Annotated in this window: 16 protein-coding genes; 4 read left to right on the forward strand and 12 right to left on the reverse strand. The window is 60.9% G+C overall.

Translation table 11 applies throughout. The features are described from left to right. Nucleotides 1-178: 178 nt before the first annotated feature. Together AC1DON_RS19560 and AC1DON_RS19565 are read right to left on the reverse strand one after the other, a co-directional pair. Nucleotides 179-1510, reverse strand: a complete 1332-nt coding sequence (locus tag AC1DON_RS19560; protein WP_476936498.1) for a M20 metallopeptidase family protein — start codon at nt 1508-1510, stop codon at nt 179-181. 139 nt (nt 1511-1649) lie between these two features. After that, nucleotides 1650-2069 (reverse strand): VOC family protein, encoded by a 420-nt coding sequence (locus AC1DON_RS19565; RefSeq protein WP_476936499.1) that lies wholly within the window; start codon nt 2067-2069, stop codon nt 1650-1652. Nucleotides 2070-2238: 169 nt separating this feature from the next. Between AC1DON_RS19565 and AC1DON_RS19570 the strand changes: the two genes are divergently transcribed. Further along, a complete protein-coding gene (locus AC1DON_RS19570) occupies nt 2239-2829 on the forward strand; it encodes a DNA-3-methyladenine glycosylase I (protein ID WP_476936500.1) in 591 nt (196 codons plus the stop codon). A 2-nt stretch (nt 2830-2831) separates the two neighbouring features. Here the strand turns inward: AC1DON_RS19570 and AC1DON_RS19575 are convergent, their stop codons facing one another. From AC1DON_RS19575 to AC1DON_RS19590, 4 genes are all read right to left on the reverse strand, one after another. Next, nucleotides 2832-3731, reverse strand: a complete 900-nt coding sequence (locus AC1DON_RS19575; RefSeq protein ID WP_476936501.1) for a CE1 family esterase — start codon at nt 3729-3731, stop codon at nt 2832-2834. After that, on the reverse strand, nt 3728-4015 hold the full coding sequence (locus tag AC1DON_RS19580) for a hypothetical protein (RefSeq protein ID WP_476936502.1): 288 nt from the start codon (nt 4013-4015) through the stop codon (nt 3728-3730). Before AC1DON_RS19580 ends, AC1DON_RS19575 begins: the two co-directional genes overlap by 4 nt. Before the next feature lie 6 nt (nt 4016-4021). Further along, nucleotides 4022-4471 (reverse strand): GFA family protein, encoded by a 450-nt coding sequence (locus tag AC1DON_RS19585; protein ID WP_476936503.1) that lies wholly within the window; start codon nt 4469-4471, stop codon nt 4022-4024. Between the two features lie 67 nt (nt 4472-4538). Then, nucleotides 4539-5252, reverse strand: coding sequence for a LytTR family DNA-binding domain-containing protein (locus AC1DON_RS19590; protein ID WP_476936504.1), 714 nt, complete (start codon nt 5250-5252; stop codon nt 4539-4541). 75 nt (nt 5253-5327) lie between these two features. On the opposite strand from AC1DON_RS19590, the gene AC1DON_RS19595 reads away from it, so the two are divergent. Then, nucleotides 5328-6383 (forward strand): serine hydrolase domain-containing protein, encoded by a 1056-nt coding sequence (locus tag AC1DON_RS19595; RefSeq protein WP_476936505.1) that lies wholly within the window; start codon nt 5328-5330, stop codon nt 6381-6383. Here AC1DON_RS19595 and AC1DON_RS19600 read toward each other — a convergent pair. Next, nucleotides 6380-6847 carry a group II truncated hemoglobin gene (locus AC1DON_RS19600; RefSeq protein WP_476936506.1) on the reverse strand — a complete coding sequence of 156 codons (468 nt, stop codon included), beginning with the start codon at nt 6845-6847 and terminating at the stop codon, nt 6380-6382. The two genes, AC1DON_RS19595 and AC1DON_RS19600, sit on opposite strands and share 4 nt — an antisense overlap. Nucleotides 6848-6913: 66 nt before the next feature. Between AC1DON_RS19600 and AC1DON_RS19605 the strand changes: the two genes are divergently transcribed. Continuing rightward, nucleotides 6914-7468 carry a methylated-DNA--[protein]-cysteine S-methyltransferase gene (locus AC1DON_RS19605; protein ID WP_476936507.1) on the forward strand — a complete coding sequence of 185 codons (555 nt, stop codon included), beginning with the start codon at nt 6914-6916 and terminating at the stop codon, nt 7466-7468. Between the two features lie 57 nt (nt 7469-7525). After that, complete coding sequence (locus AC1DON_RS19610) at nt 7526-8497, forward strand: TIR domain-containing protein (RefSeq protein ID WP_476936508.1); 972 nt, start codon at nt 7526-7528, stop codon at nt 8495-8497. A gap of 18 nt (nt 8498-8515) precedes the next feature. Here AC1DON_RS19610 and AC1DON_RS19615 read toward each other — a convergent pair whose 3' ends face one another. The 5 genes from AC1DON_RS19615 to guaB form a co-directional block, all read right to left on the reverse strand. Beyond that, nucleotides 8516-10141, reverse strand: a complete 1626-nt coding sequence (locus tag AC1DON_RS19615) for an ABC-F family ATP-binding cassette domain-containing protein (protein ID WP_476936509.1) — start codon at nt 10139-10141, stop codon at nt 8516-8518. 240 nt (nt 10142-10381) lie between these two features. Then, a complete protein-coding gene (gene guaA, locus AC1DON_RS19620) occupies nt 10382-11929 on the reverse strand; it encodes a glutamine-hydrolyzing GMP synthase (RefSeq protein ID WP_476936510.1) in 1548 nt (515 codons plus the stop codon). After that, nucleotides 11926-13269, reverse strand: coding sequence for an RsmB/NOP family class I SAM-dependent RNA methyltransferase (locus AC1DON_RS19625; RefSeq protein WP_476936511.1), 1344 nt, complete (start codon nt 13267-13269; stop codon nt 11926-11928). Before AC1DON_RS19625 ends, guaA begins: the two co-directional genes overlap by 4 nt. 1 nt (nt 13270) lies before the next feature. Further along, entirely contained in the window at nt 13271-13669 is a 399-nt protein-coding gene (locus AC1DON_RS19630; protein WP_476936512.1) for an MAPEG family protein, read from the reverse strand. Between the two features lie 2 nt (nt 13670-13671). Then, on the reverse strand, nt 13672-15129 hold the full coding sequence (gene guaB / locus AC1DON_RS19635) for an IMP dehydrogenase (protein WP_476936513.1): 1458 nt from the start codon (nt 15127-15129) through the stop codon (nt 13672-13674). Nucleotides 15130-15164 lie beyond the last annotated feature (35 nt).

The raw sequence follows: 15164 nt of genomic DNA on the forward strand, positions 1-15164 counted from the left end.
CGAGAACCAGGCGCCGGTTCAACACATGAGTCGACATGGAATGCTCCTGCCCGCCCCAGGATGACCGAGTAGGTAGCTATTCCGGACTAAGGTTTCGACGCGCGACGCCTTGATGTCTGTAAATTTGAGATAAGGCGGGGCTGTTGCTGGTCACCGCTGCGCACTTTTTGGGATGCGCTTATGGCTTCCTCATCAGGTCCAGCACCGCCGCGGTCATGGCGGTCGCGCCCGTCACGATCGCCGGTTCAGGTTCGATCCTGAACAGAGGCGAATGGTGAGACGGCACCGGCGGGCCGCCTGCTTCGGCGGCTTCGAGCGCCGCCTTTGACGTGCCGCCGACGCTGAAATAATAGCCCGGCACCTTATAATCCGCTTGAATAAAATACGCGAAGTCCTCGGCACCCATGGTTTTTTGCTCGAAAGGTATGACGGCGGCTGAACCCAGGGTCTGAACCATCACGCCGTTAAGCCTACGCGCCAAAGCAGCGTCGTTCTTGGTCACTGGCGTACCCTCGATCACCTTGACGACCGGCAGCTTGTCTTCGGACATGCCGTTCAGCCGGCCGACATTGGCGGAAACGCGCCGGACAGCGGCAATCAGCATGGCGCGCGTCGCTTCGTCATTGGCGCGCACCGTTACCTGAAGGTCGGCATGGTCAGAGATGATGTTGTGCTTGGTCCCGGCATGGAATGAGCCGACGGTAATCACCCCAGGACTAAGCGGCGGCTTCTCGCGGCTGATAATGCCCTGCAGCGCGATGACAAGCTGGCTGGCCATATAGACCGGGTCCTTGCCGGCGTGCGGGGCCGCGCCGTGGGCGCCGACGCCTGGTACCGTGATGTCGAGCGAGTCCGACGAGGAGTACTGGATGTCCTCGGATGCCGCCACGGTGCCCGTCGGCTGCATCGAATTGACATGCCAGGCCAGGGCGTAGTCCGGCTTGGGGAAGCGCGTGTAAAGCCCGTCCGCCAGCATGGCCTTGGCGCCGGCAATGCGCTCTTCGGCCGGCTGTACGATCATGACCACCGTGCCCGACCAGCGGTCCTTCATGGCGGCCAGGCGGCGCGCGGTGGCGATCAGCCCGACGATATGGGTGTCGTGACCGCAGGCGTGCATGACCGGGTTGTCGACGCCGTCAATGCCAACCTGACGCGCCACCGACATGTTCGGCAGGCCCGAAGCCTCCTTGACCGGCAGGCCGTCCATGTCGGCGCGGACCAGCACGACCGGACCGGGACCATTGCGCAGGATGGCGACGACGCCCGTGCCCCCTACCTTTTCGGTGACCTCGGCCCCTGTCGCGCGCAGTTCCCTGGCCATGCGCGCGGCGGTCTTGACCTCGACATGGCTGAGCTCAGGATTGCGATGGAACCAGTCCCACAGCGCGCCCAGGTCCTTGTCGTAATCGGCCTTGATGGCGGCCGCATAGTCCGGCTGCGCCATGGCAGGCACCGCCGCGACCAGCGCCAGAGCCGGCAGAAACACTTTAAGTCCGTTCGACAGTCCCATGCCCGATCCTTCTCGTTTCAGATGAAAGGGACGCCAATTCGAAGGCGCGGTCAAGAGGGGCGCAGGGCAATGCTCAACCATTGCGCAATAGCCCGTCACCCAGACAGCTAAGTCTCCCGGCGGCGCGCGGGAACCAGACTTAGTGCGGGTCGCCGTTCGGCAGGGCCGACATATCCATATAGACCGGCCCAAAGCCGTGGCCGTCCGGATCTTCGAAGCTGCGGCCATACATGAAGCCCAGGTCCTGGACCTCGCTTGGATCGGCCTTGCCGCCATTGGCCGCGGCAGCCGCGACTATGGCGTCGACGGCTTCGCGGCTGTCGAACGACAGGGAAATCAGCGCCAGGGTATTGGTCTTCGGGTCGCCCAGTGGCTTGGGCGTAAAGGTCTGGTAGTAGTCGCGCGTCAGGATCATGAAGACGATCGTCTCCGACCACATCATCGATGCGGCATTGTCGTCGCTGAACTGTAGGTTCTGCTCACAGCCGATGGCCTTGTAGAAGGCGATCGAGGCCTTCAGGTCGGTAACGGGCAGATTGACGAAAATCATCTTGGTCATGGCGTTATCTCCTGTGACAAGCCGAGGACAATTCCTCTTACACAGGCACTACGAACGGAGTTGGGCTGGAATCGACATTGCGCGAAAATTTATTTCTCCGGCGAAGCTACGGACAGAATCTGGCATCTGTAGTGGCAGAACGCACATCTCACCTTCACAAGGACATGTCGTGATCCAGACCCTGCCCGGCCCCGACGGCCATCCCCGCTGCCGCTGGTGCGTCGGCACGCCCGAATACCTGGCCTACCACGACACGGAATGGGGCTTCCCCGTGCGCGATGACCGCCGCCTGTTCGAAAAGCTCTGCCTGGAAGGATTCCAGTCCGGCCTGAGCTGGCGGACTATCCTGATGAAGCGCGAGAACTTCCGCGCTGCCTTTTCGAATTTCGATGTCGATAAGATCGCTACGTTCGATGATGCCGATGTCGCGCGCCTGCTGGGCGATGCCGGTATCGTCCGCCACCGCGGCAAGATCGAAGCCGTCATCAACAATGCCCGCTGCGCCCAGGACCTGGTACGCAAGGAAGGTTCCCTCGCTGCCTATGTCTGGCGCTATGAGCCCAAGCCCGACGAGTTGAAGCCTCCGCAGACGCAGTCGACGTCGCCAGCTTCCATCGCGCTGTCGAAGGACCTCAAAAAGCGCGGCTGGAAGTTTGTCGGCCCGACAACGGTCTTTGCCTTCATGCAGGCAATGGGGCTGATCAACGATCACGCCGAAGGCTGCGTCACCCGCGTCGAAGCCGAAAAAGCCCGTAAATAAGATCAGTTACGCCGAAATCCTGAGAAAAATCTCCACATGGCGTCGTTATCAGCGACCCAGGTGTGGCCGCCACCAACGGTGATACGGCCGGCGACATCGGCGCCGTCGCGGCAACCGGAATAACGCTCCTCATAGACGCCCGGCGCCACCCACTGCGTCACCGGCGCAGCCTTGCAATCATTGATCTGAGCCCAGCGCTGTTCGGCGGCGTGCATGGTGTATTGCCAATAGCCCGCGCCGCCGCCTTCGATAGGATTGGTCGTATCCTTGTCGCCGGCAAAGGCGATGACGGGCAGCGGCTTTGACGGTTGGCACGTCTCAGGGTCCGGCGTCGTCGGGTCGTCCTTCGACGGATTGCCAGCGCGCAGGCCCACCACCGGCGCAATCGCTGCGAAGCGGTCAGCCGCCACACAGCCCAGCCACGAGGTCATCCGTCCACCGCCTGACAGTCCGGTGGCATAGACGCGCGCAGGATCGACGCACCCTTGGCCCGCCAGCCAGTCGATGGCCGCCTGGATGTAGGCGACGTCGTCGGGATCATTGGGCCCAGGGACAGTGCCCGCCACAGTCGGTACGCCCGGAATATTCCAGACAAAGCCTTTTTCATGCGGGATACCGGCGTCGGGGGCGGCGACGATAAAGCCGTGACGGTCGGCCGCTTCGGCCAGCTTCGAATTCTTCAGCATCCCCGCGCCGGTACCGCCGGAACCATGCAATAGAAAAACCAGCGGTGCAGGCCTGGCCGGATCAAAGCCTTGCGGCAAGTGGATCAACATTGATCGCCCTGTCTGGCCGATGGCGATCGTTTGCGCCTTGCCTGCCACACCGCAGTCCGCCGCCTGCACTGCGCCGCCAAAACAGACAAGCGCCAATGCGCATAATGTTCCCCAAATCCGGTTCATGTATCCTCTTGCGGGTGATGATCGATGGCAGCACGCGGCGCGTCCGGCGCCTGTTTATCCAAGGATTGACGATAGGCAATACAGCCGCGCATGAATTGCGGCCACTCCGGAACCAGAATATTCGGTTTTGCCGGTTCCGGCAGCAACTCCCACAGCTTCGGATGATGCCAGCACAGTTCGTGGCCGCTTGAATCCCGGTGTTCGCGAATGCCGGCGCGCAACCGCCGCACCTCGGCAATCAAGGCTTCGCGGTCGAGACTTTCGAGATCGTGGTCGATATCCATGCGGCCTCACAAATAGGATGTCACGGCGGGCGCATGGTCCCAGTCGTCATTGGCGCCGTCTTCGTAGCGGATCGGCACCGCCGCCAGTTCTTCCGGCGTCACGTCTTCCAGGCAGGCGACATTGATGCAGAAAAAATCGCCGCCCATGGCCTCAAGATGAGAGAAAACAAAGGGATAGACGCCACAGCTCTTGCAAAAGGTGTGGTCGATCTCGCCTTCAGCGAAGCGATAATGGGTCAGATTATCCGCGCCCTTGAGCACCCGAAACGCCTCTGAGAGTACAAACCCCTTCCACATCCGCGTCTTGCCGCAGAACGAGCAGTTGCAGCGAAAGGTCGATGCGTACCACGGGCCAGGGCGAATCTGCGGTGACCTCTGGCCTTCGGGCGCCAGGTCAATCTCGCATGCGAAGCTGACAGCGCCGCAATGGCAGCCGCCGTGACGGGTCTGAAGCATGGCGTCCTCCTGTGGGTGACACGATACCGATAGCGCGCGCCCGCGTACACTCACGATAGGCTGATCGTTAAACCGGCCAGCCTTCGCCGCGCAGCGCTGTCAGGCGCCGGCGAGCGACGGGGACATTCAGGCCGCCCGTGATCTTCAACTCGGCGGACGAACCCTTGCGCTGCAGGCCTTTGACCGCCCCGCGCGCCACCCACCATGAGCGATGGACCTGACAGCCGTCGCGATCGGCCAGGGCACCCAGAACCTCTGAAAAGGAATGGTCGAGGAACTGTTCGCCGCGCGGGGTAAAGATGCGCGTGTAATGGCCTTCGGCGCAGACGGCGTAGACGTCGCCGGCAATATGCAGGGCGCGAACAGCAAGTTTGGCCGGCGGCCGCAGAAAGCGTTCCAGAAGGATGGCGAACGGTACGCATAAGACCGCCACTTCGGCCGCAGAACGCGACCAGTCGAACGCCGTCTCAGGCAAGGGACGGCCTTCGATCAGGCCGATGGTTTCGACACCAAGCAGGATCGGCAGGCTGGCGAAGACTGCGGACGCAACCACCAGCGCCGCCGGGCGTAGCCAACGCCGCAAAACCGTGAGGACAAGGCTCAGTACCGGTAGGCCGATCACCAGATAGAGCAGCCACAGGCCGATACGGTGGCTGGGCAGGAACCGATCCGCCTGACCGAACGGCCCGGCCAGCGCCAGGACCAGCGCGCAGGCCGTCACCATGGCGGCCAGCGACCCGCTTTTCCCCGTGACCGTTGGTGAATCGAACCGACCGTTCATGAAAACCACCGCGACAAACGCCTCCCGACAGGCATGAATTCCGCCGCGCCTCCCTTTAAAAAGCAAAGCCTGCCCATGCCCAAACTGCAATCTATATGCCTGTTATTATTCTGCCTGTCATCCGCGCCGGCCATGGCCGCCACGCCTGCCGAGCGCGCCCAAACCGCTTTGGCGAAAATCGCACCCGATTATCCAGGCCTCAGTGCCACCGTCTTCGTCAAGGGCAAGGTAGCGTGGACGGGCACCACCGGTTACGCCGATATCGACAGACAGATGCCAGTCACGGCCGACACCCGCTTCAACATCTATTCAACCAGCAAGGCAGTCACCGGCCTGGCCTTTGCGCGGCTCATCGATCAGAGGCGGATCAGCCTCGATGCCAGGGCCGGAGATATCGCGCCCGAACTGCCGGCGACGCTGCACGACATCCAGCTCAAACACATCCTGTCGCACACCAGCGGCATCCGGCACTACACGTCGCAGAAGGACTGGTTGGCCTTTGCGCAAAAGCGATGCGCGACGCCGGCCGATGCCCTGCCCTATTTTCAGAACGACGCCCTGGTCAACCCGCCCGGCACGGCCGAACATTATTCAAGCTTCGCGTTTGTGTTGGTGAGCCACCTGCTGACGCGGGTAACGGGTGAAGACTTCGCGACATCCGTCAACCACACACTTGGCGCCCGGTACGAACTCGACAGCCCTAAGGCCGTGAAATCCATCGCCTATCTCAAGGCCAATCAGTTGCCCCGTGCCGCAAACGCCGAAGGTATCGTCCCCCTGCCCATCGCCAGCGCCCGGTGCAAGTTCGGCGGCGGCGGGCTGATCGCCACGTCGCGGCAACTTGCCGAAACCGGCGCGCACCTGGCCGAAGGAAAAATCATCCCGAAGCCGAAGCTCGCCGGAGCACTCAAGCCGTGGTCGGAGGTGTCGGGCGTCGTCTATGGCGGCGGGGTGCGTAAACTCGACCACGGTGGTAAGCCCGCCACCGCTTATGCCTTGAGCGGCGGTGCCCCCGGCGGCCGCAGCTATCTTTTGGTCCTCATCGAGCCCCGCATTTCGGTCGCGATTACCGGCAATATCGACGGCCCCAATTTGGAAACCACTGCTCGCGAAATCGCCGAAGCGTTTTAGCCCAGCCACGGCCCGCCCGGCGGTCCCCAGTTCCATTGCGGCACGGGGGCGTCCGGATCGGAGGTCGCTCCGGGCTGCGAGTTCAGCTTCGCCAGCCGCGTGCCCCATTCGATATAGCCGACGAACGCGGCACGGAATTCCGGATCGTCGGGCAAGCCGGCTTCATCGGCGGTATCCAGCATCAGATTGACCCAGGCACGGCGCTGCTCTTCGGTCAGAGAGCGGTTAAAATGATGCGCCACCATGCCCGCATGCGATCCACCGATCTCGCTATAGGCCCGGGGTCCGCCGAACACCTCGGTCAGAAAGGCCGCGACATGTTTGGCATGGGCCGGGTTCATGCCGGCAAAAACCGGCGCCAAAATCGGGTTCTGCGGCACCTTGGCGTAGAACAGCGCAGTCAGCTTTTCGAAAGCCGGCTGCCCACCGGCCCATTCGGCCAGGCTTGGAACCTCGTTACTCATGCTGCGCTCCTTGCTTTTCAGGGCCATGCTGCCAATTTCAGGGCTTCATCTATATAGGGTCGCGATATGATTCCTCGCTACGCACTGTTTGGTACGCAGGCCGGTTTTTGCGGCCTGGCATGGACGAATGATGGCGTCGTGCGCTTTCAACTGCCTGGTCAAAGCCGTGAGGAGACCGAACGTCTGCTGAAACGCCGTCATCCCGACATACAGCCCGATGAGCCGCCGCCCCAGATCGCCGCGACTATCGAAGCCGTAAAGCGATACTTCGCCGGAGACACCGTCGATTTCACGGAGGTGCCGGTCGACCTCACCGGCCAGGATACGTTTTTCAAATCGATCTATGCGGCTTTGCGCCAGGTCGGCTGGGGCCAGACCACAACCTATGGCGCCTTGGCCAAACAGTTGGGCGCCGGTCCTGAAGCCGCCCGCGATGTCGGCGTCGCCATGGGCCGCAATCCGGTCGCCTTGATCATCCCTTGCCATCGCTGCCTGGCCGCCCGCGGCAAGCTGGGCGGATTTTCCGCGCCCGGCGGATCGGACACCAAGCTGAAAATGCTGGAACTGGAAGGCCACAATCTTGCCCCGCAGCCTCCGGCACAGCAGGCGTTTGATTTCTGACAGCGGAACTGCCACTAATCGCACTGGTAGTGTCTATGAAATTATAACGAGCATTTTATGGAAGCGGCGATACAGAAAAAATATTCAGTTGCCCTATCATTTTCAGGAGATGATCGAGCATTTGCTGAGAAACTAGCCGAAACTCTTCAAGCTAGTAGCATTAAGGTCTTCTACGATCGTTATGAAGAGCATGAGCTTTGGGGAAAAAATCTCCATGAAGCACTTCGTGAAGTATACACCAAAGAATGTCGCTACTGCGTTATAATTTTAACGTCATCCTATCTAACAAAAATGTGGCCAGTATTTGAAAGGCGTCAAATAATAGATAGGATGGCTACAGAGCATGGGCAAGATGTCGTGCTTCCAATTAGGCTCAGTGGGTTTTCGGATGATGTTCCTGGATTATCAAACGGCATCGGATATCTAAGTGTGCTTCCAGATGAGCATATTCGGGTTGCGGATGCTTTAATAAAAAAACTGGGCGAGCCAGGCTATGAGATTGATAGCTCCGCCGCATATATGCGCGCGCTAAAAATGATCAAGGAAAGAGAACAGGGACTACTCGAATACGACAGGATATACACCTCAATAGAAACAATAAAATCCAGCTTTAAACTTATTGGCGGCGAAATTCTTAATTGGATAGGACATGAATTTTACTGGAAGCGCGAATCCGGAGAACCATTGATTTTTTTTGCTAAGAACGATGCTTTGGATGACTTGAAAGGTAGAGGCTTGGTGGAGGTATGCAGGTTTAACGTGCCCACGTCTTGGGTTGGGTGTGGCCTTTGGTCTATTAATTGGCGAGACAAGAAAGATGACGATTTGAAAGGTCAGACCGACGTAGAGGAGGAAGCACCCGAATTGCTCTTTGCCCTACATTTATTTTCGGAGCATCCTCAAGATATCTTCAAACTAATAGAAGAAGAGGAGACTCCTGCCGCATTTCTTGGCGGGATACATTTAAGTACAGAAAGCGCTCAAATTTTTTACGACCTCGCTAAGAGTCGTTATAGCGACTTAAGGTAATGTAGATAGACACCGACTTCAACCTGGGTGGAGGCCGGGAGCTTCTTGCCCTGTGCGCGCCACGTATTCGATATACCCCCCACCATACTGATGCACACCTTCCGGCGTCAGTTCCAGCACGCGGTTCGACAGCGCCGCCAGGAAGTGGCGGTCGTGCGAAACGAAGAGCATGGTGCCTTCGAAATCGGCCAGAGCCGCGACCAGCATTTCCTTGGTGACCATATCCAGGTGGTTGGTCGGTTCGTCCAGCACCAGCAGGTTGGGCGGATCGAACAGCATCTTGGCCATGACCAGACGCGCCTTTTCACCACCCGACAGCACGCGGCATGGCTTCTCCACATCGTCGCCCGAGAAGCCGAAACAGCCGGCCAGGGTCCGCAAAGCGCCCTGCCCCGCCTGCGGGAACGAACCGTCAAGCGATTCGAAGATCGTTTCTTCGCCGTCGAGCAGGTCCATCGAGTGCTGGGCGAAATAGCCCATCTTGACGCTGGCGCCGACCGACACAGTCCCCTTGTCGGGCGTGGTTGCGCCGGCGACCAGTTTCAGCAGGGTCGACTTGCCGGCCCCGTTGGCGCCCAGCACGCACCAGCGCTCCTTGCGGCGGACCAGGAAATCGAGGTCCTGATAGATTGAATGGCTGCCATAACCTTTATGCACACCCTTCAGGTTCAGCACGTCTTCGCCTGAGCGGGGGGGCGAGCGGAACTCGAACTCGACGTTTTGGCGACGGCGCGGTGCCTCGACCTTTTCGATCTTGTCGAGCTTCTTCACGCGGCTCTGAACCTGAGCGGCATGGCTGGCGCGCGCCTTGAAGCGTTCGATGAACTTGATTTCCTTGGCCAGCATGGCCTGCTGGCGTTCGTACTGCGCCTGGCGCTGCTTTTCGGTAAGCGCCCGCTGCTGGTCGTAGAAATCGAGATCGCCCGAATAGGTGATCAGCGTGCCGCCGTCGATTTCCACGACCTTGCCGATGATGCGGTTGAGGAAGGCGCGGTCGTGCGAGGTCATCAGAAGCGCGCCGTCATAGTCTTTCAGGAAACCTTCCAGCCAGATCAGGCTTTCGAGATCCAGGTGGTTCGACGGTTCGTCGAGCAGCATGCCGTCGGGACGCATCAACAGGATACGGGCCAGCGCCACGCGCATCTTCCAGCCACCGGACAGCAGCCCAACATCGCCGTCCATGCGTTCCTGGCTGAAGCTCAGGCCCGCCAGCACTTCGCGTGCACGGGCGTCGAGCGCATAGCCGTCCAGTTCCTCAAACCGCGCCTGGACGTCGCCGTAGCGCTCAATGATGGCGTCCAGTTCGTCGGCCTGGTCCGGGTCGACCATGGCGGCCTCAAGCTTGGCCATTTCGGTCGCCAGCGCGCTGACGGGGCCGACGCCATCCATCACGGCCGCGACGGCGCTCTGGCCCGACATTTCGCCGACTTCCTGGCTGAAATAGCCGATGGTCATGCCGGCATCGATGGCGACCTGGCCGTCATCGGGCTGTTCCTGACTGGTGATCATGCGGAACAAGGTCGTCTTACCAGCGCCATTGGGTCCAACAAGGCCAACCTTCTCGCCCTTCTGGATGCCCATTGAGGCGTCGATGAACAGGATCTGGTGGCCGTTCTGCTTGCTGATATTGTCGAGGCGGATCATGGGTCACTTATCAAAAAACGGACGCCATCCCCGAAAAGGATGGCGTCAAAACTGAACTTTTAAACGGCAGGCGGGGCTGAAATCGTGAGATTTGAGTCGAGTGGCAGGAAGCGAGCGCAGCAGGTACTAGAGGTACCTGCAAGCGAAGCTGACGCTAAGTTTTTGTTTTGTCGCGATATTCAAGGCGAAAACCGCTGACACTTTTCGCCATATCGCTTCGGTCGGCCAAAGACCGCGATTTCACTCCCATTCGATGGTGCCGGGGGGCTTCGAGGTGACGTCATAGACGACGCGATTAACGCCGCGGACCTCGTTGACGATGCGCGTGGCGCAGCGGCCCAGCACCGGCCATGGGAACTCGTAAAAGTCCGCCGTCATGCCGTCGCTCGACGTCACCGCGCGCAGGGCCAGGACATCTTCATAGGTACGGGCATCGCCCATGACGCCCACCGTCTTGACCGGCAGAAGTACGGCAAAGGCCTGCCAGATCTGGTCGTAGAGACCCGCCTTGCGGATTTCCTCGAGATAGATGGCGTCGGCGTCCTGGAGTGTCTTGACCTTTTCCGGCGTCACTTCGCCCGGAATGCGGATGGCCAGGCCCGGTCCAGGGAACGGATGGCGGCCGACAAAGGCGGCATCGAGGCCCAGTTCGCGGCCAAGGGCACGGACCTCGTCCTTGAACAGTTCGCGCAGCGGCTCGACCAGTTTCAGCTTCATATAGTCGGGCAGACCACCAACATTGTGGTGCGACTTGATGACTGCCGACGGGCCACCCGACGGCGACACGCTTTCGACCACGTCGGGATAAAGCGTGCCCTGGGCCAGGAATTCGGCGCCGTCGATCTTGTTGGCTTCGGCATCGAAGACGTCGATGAACAGCTTGCCGATCGTCTTACGCTTGGTTTCCGGGTCCGCCACGCCTTTCAGCGCACCAAGGAAAAGCTCTTGTGCCTGAACATGTATCAGCGGAATGTTATAGTGATCTCTGAACAGGGAAACGACCTGTTCGCCTTCGTTCTTGCGCAGCAGACCGGTGTCGACAAAGACGCAGGTCAGCTGTTCGCCGATCGCTTCGTGGATCAGGACGGCGGCGACCGAGGAATCGACCCCGCCCGACAGGCCGCAGATCACCTTGCCAGTACCGACCTGCGCCTTGATCTTCGCGACCATTTCCTGGCGGAACGAGGCCATCGACCAGTCGCCTGTAAAGCCGGCGATTTCGAACAGGAAGTTGCGGATCATGTCGGTGCCGCGCACGGTGTGCACGACTTCCGGATGGAACTGAACGGCGTAGAACTTGCGCGTTTCGTCGGCGATGGCGGCATAGGGCGCGCCTTCGGAGACGGCGATGACTTCGAAACCTTTCGGGATGGCGGTGACGCGGTCGCCGTGGCTCATCCAGACGGTTTCGTGACGGTCCAGCCCCTTGAAGATCGGGCTTTCCTTGACGACCTCTATTTCGGCGCGGCCAAATTCGCGGTGACGGCCGCTTTCGACCTTGCCGCCCAGCAACTCACACATGAGCTGTTCGCCGTAACATATTCCGAAGACAGGAATATTCAACGCAAACAGAGACGCATCGATCCGCGGTCCAGCATCGATGACGCTGTGCGGTGAACCCGACAGGATGACAGCCTTGGGCTTGAGGTTCGCCAGCGCTTCGGCCGCCTTGGTGAACGGGTGGATCTCGCAATAGACGCCGCATTCGCGCACCCGGCGGGCGATCAGCTGCGTGACCTGGGAACCGAAGTCGATAATCAGAAGAGTTTCGTGGGGCTTTACACTCACGTAATTTGCGTCCTCGTGTAGGCGGCGATGAAGAAGCCGTCGGTTTGCGTGGTATGCGGGGTCAGGCGCAGCCTGTGGCCCGTTTTGGCGTGTTTCACAAGGCCCGCCGCGCCTTTTGTATCGATATAGAGCCCCTTGCCCGCCGCGATCAGGTCGTGGATCGGCAAGGCGTCAAAGCTGGGATTAGCCGCTTCGAAGGCATCGGCCGTCGCGGCGTTTTCGTCGTCCAGCACCGAGCAGGTGACGTAGACCAGCCGTCCGCCGGGCTTAACGCACATGGCAGCGCGATTGAGGATATGGGTTTGCAGGCTGTGCAGGCGCTCGACCTCCGCCTCATTGAGGCGGTGGGCCTCTTCCGGGTGGCGGCGCCAGGTACCCGAGCCCGAACAGGGCGCGTCGACCAGCACGAGGTCGGCGCCCTTGAGGATCTCAAGCTGAGCTTCGTCTTCCGGGTCGAAGAAATGGATCAGGTGCGCTGTGGCGCCGGCGCGTTGCAGGCGCGGCTCAATGGCCTTAAGGCGCTTTTCAACGACGTCGCAGGCATAGACTTCACCAACGCCATCCATCATCTGGACGAGCGCCAGCGTCTTGCCGCCACCGCCAGCGCAGAAATCGACAACCTTCGGCGCGCCGGGCAGAAGCCCCGCCCCGGCGATAAAGGCCGCCAGTTGCGAGCCCTCGTCCTGGATTTCGATACGGCCGGACTGATAGATGTCGAGCTTCGCCAGATTAGGCGGCGGCTCGGATGGCAACCTGATGCCAAAAAGAGAAAATGGAGCCTCTTCAGGCCTCAACCCCTCATCCTTGAGAGATTGGATCATCTCGTCGCGTGTGGTCTTGGAACCGTTGACGCGCAGGTCGATCGGCGCGCGTGGCGTCATCAGTTCGGTCGCCTCAGCGGCCCAGTCATCGCCGAATTGCTGCTGGAAACGGCTGACGACGAATTCCGGCAGGCCGGTCGTCACCCACTGCGGCGCCTCGCCCTCACCGGCCGAGAGACGCTCGCGCTCGGCATCGGTCAGAGGGGTTGGGCCGTAGCCGGCGCCGGAAAACAATTCTTCGATCTCGGGCAAGGCCAGGCCATCAACCAGGGCCAGCGACGCCAGGACCATGGCGCGCCCCGCGCCGGGTTTCTTTTCATCGGCCTGCATGGCCCACAACAGCCGAGCCTTGGCGCGCAGACAGCCATAGACGCGATCGGCGATGGCGCGGCGGTCCTTGGAACCGGCAAAGCGGTGGCCCTGCCCCCAGGTTTTCAAAACCGTTTCGGCCGCCGCACGCGTCCCGGCCATCTGGTCGAGAATATCAGCGGAGGCTTGAAGTCGGGCGGCTGGGGTCATGTCAGGTCAGAAGCGTGTAAAGGCACATGAGAATACCGGCGAGTGAAACGGCCCACACGATGGAACGGACGTATTTGATGCCGAAGGCGTAACACGGCACGTACAGGATGCGGGCGCCGAGATAGATCCAGGCACCATTGACGGAGTGGGCGGACGATTTATCCGCGAACGCCAGGGCAATGACGATGACCGCAAATAAAACAAATGTTTCCATGAAATTGCTGAAAGTGCGCCTCAGGCGATCCGCAACCGGATTGACCTCGAACGGCTTGTCGCGCGCCCCGGCATTCCAGTTGAAGTAGCGCCGGCCGGCCGTGGCGCCGTCGACCACCGGCGGCAACAGGACCATAACCAGTCCCAGCACCGCCGCCCACACCAGAACCGTCAGTTCCTGGGTCATTGTTATTGCCTGTAGTTGGGGGCCTCACGCGTGATCATCACGTCGTGGACATGGCTTTCGCGCAGGCCCGCATTGGTGATGCGCACAAACCGCGCCCGCGTCTGGAACTCGGCGATATCAGGAGCGCCGACATAGCCCATGGCGGCACGCAGGCCACCGACCAGTTGGTGGATCACCGGGCTGATCGGCCCCTTGAACGGCACCTGGCCTTCGATGCCTTCCGGCACCAGCTTCATCGAATCGCGCACTTCCTTTTGGAAGTAGCGGTCCGCCGAACCCGACGTCATGGCGCCGACAGAGCCCATGCCGCGGTACGACTTGTACGACCGGCCCTGATACAGGATGACTTCGCCCGGCGCTTCTTCGGTGCCGGCGAACATCGAACCCAGCATGGCGCTGGAAGCACCGGCAGCGATGGCCTTGGCCAGGTCGCCCGACAGCTTGATGCCGCCGTCGGCGATAACCGGCACGCCGCTGTCGCGCGCCGCGCGGGCGCTGTCGATGATGGCGGTCAGTTGCGGGACGCCGACACCGGCGACCATGCGCGTGGTGCAGATCGAGCCAGGGCCGATCCCGACCTTGACGGCGTCAGCGCCGGCATCGATCAGGGCGCGCGTACCGTCATAGGTGGCGATATTGCCGGCGACGATCTGGACGTGGTTGTATTCACGCTTGATGCGGCGAACGGCTTCGCTGACCAGGCTGGAATGGCCGTGGGCCGTGTCGATGACGACAACGTCCGCACCGGCTTCGATCAGGGCCTGAGAGCGCTCATAGCCGGCATCGCCGACCGTCGAGGCCCCACCGACCAGCAGGCGACCGGCGGCGTCCTTGGCGGCGTGCGGGTGCGCCTGGGACTTTTCCATATCCTTAACGGTGATCAGGCCAACGGCGTGATAGCCTTCGTCGACGACGATGATGCGCTCGATGCGGTGCAGCGCCATGAGGTCGCGCGCCTTGGACTGATCAACGCCTTCGGTGACGGTGATCAGGCCCTCGCGGGTCATCAGCTCGGCGGCGGTCTTGGAGCCATCGCTCTCAAACCGGATGTCGCGGTTGGTCAGGATGCCGACCAGCTTGTTGGTTTCCGGCTCGACGACCGGGAAGCCCGAGATCGAACGGCGCGCGATGATAGCGCGGATTTCGTTGAGCTGGGTATCCGGATGTATGGTGATCGGGTTGATGACCATGCCCGATTCAAAGCGCTTCACGGCGCGAATCTCGTCGGCCTGCTGTTCGTTGGTCAGGTTGCGGTGGACGATGCCCATGCCGCCGGCCTGGGCCATGGCGACGGCCAGCTTCGCTTCGGTCACCGTGTCCATGGCGGACGAGACGAGCGGAATATTGAGACTGATGTCGCGGGTAAACTTCGTTTTTGTATCGACCTGGGTCGGCATCACGTCGGACGGACCGGGTTCGAGCAAAACGTCGTCGAAGGTTAGGCCTTCGCGTATGTCCATAAGGAACTCTCCATTTTGCGGGCCGTGCATATGCC

It is taken from the genome of Asticcacaulis sp. P4_H10 (assembly GCF_056400965.1).

What these genes read in the sequence shown, in the direction of transcription:
- AC1DON_RS19560 (WP_476936498.1), bottom strand. Translation starts at nt 1,510, where the DNA reads ATGGGACTGTCGAACGGACTTAAAGTGTTTCTGCCGGCTCTGGCGCTG.
- AC1DON_RS19565 (WP_476936499.1), bottom strand. Translation starts at nt 2,069, where the DNA reads ATGACCAAGATGATTTTCGTCAATCTGCCCGTTACCGACCTGAAGGCC.
- AC1DON_RS19575 (WP_476936501.1), bottom strand. Translation starts at nt 3,731, where the DNA reads ATGAACCGGATTTGGGGAACATTATGCGCATTGGCGCTTGTCTGTTTT.
- AC1DON_RS19580 (WP_476936502.1), bottom strand. Translation starts at nt 4,015, where the DNA reads ATGGATATCGACCACGATCTCGAAAGTCTCGACCGCGAAGCCTTGATT.
- AC1DON_RS19585 (WP_476936503.1), bottom strand. Translation starts at nt 4,471, where the DNA reads ATGCTTCAGACCCGTCACGGCGGCTGCCATTGCGGCGCTGTCAGCTTC.
- AC1DON_RS19590 (WP_476936504.1), bottom strand. Translation starts at nt 5,252, where the DNA reads ATGAACGGTCGGTTCGATTCACCAACGGTCACGGGGAAAAGCGGGTCG.
- AC1DON_RS19595 (WP_476936505.1), top strand. Translation starts at nt 5,328, where the DNA reads ATGCCCAAACTGCAATCTATATGCCTGTTATTATTCTGCCTGTCATCC.
- AC1DON_RS19600 (WP_476936506.1), bottom strand. Translation starts at nt 6,847, where the DNA reads ATGAGTAACGAGGTTCCAAGCCTGGCCGAATGGGCCGGTGGGCAGCCG.
- AC1DON_RS19605 (WP_476936507.1), top strand. Translation starts at nt 6,914, where the DNA reads ATGATTCCTCGCTACGCACTGTTTGGTACGCAGGCCGGTTTTTGCGGC.
- AC1DON_RS19610 (WP_476936508.1), top strand. Translation starts at nt 7,526, where the DNA reads ATGGAAGCGGCGATACAGAAAAAATATTCAGTTGCCCTATCATTTTCA.
- AC1DON_RS19615 (WP_476936509.1), bottom strand. Translation starts at nt 10,141, where the DNA reads ATGATCCGCCTCGACAATATCAGCAAGCAGAACGGCCACCAGATCCTG.
- AC1DON_RS19625 (WP_476936511.1), bottom strand. Translation starts at nt 13,269, where the DNA reads ATGACCCCAGCCGCCCGACTTCAAGCCTCCGCTGATATTCTCGACCAG.
- AC1DON_RS19630 (WP_476936512.1), bottom strand. Translation starts at nt 13,669, where the DNA reads ATGACCCAGGAACTGACGGTTCTGGTGTGGGCGGCGGTGCTGGGACTG.
- guaB (WP_476936513.1), bottom strand. Translation starts at nt 15,129, where the DNA reads ATGGACATACGCGAAGGCCTAACCTTCGACGACGTTTTGCTCGAACCC.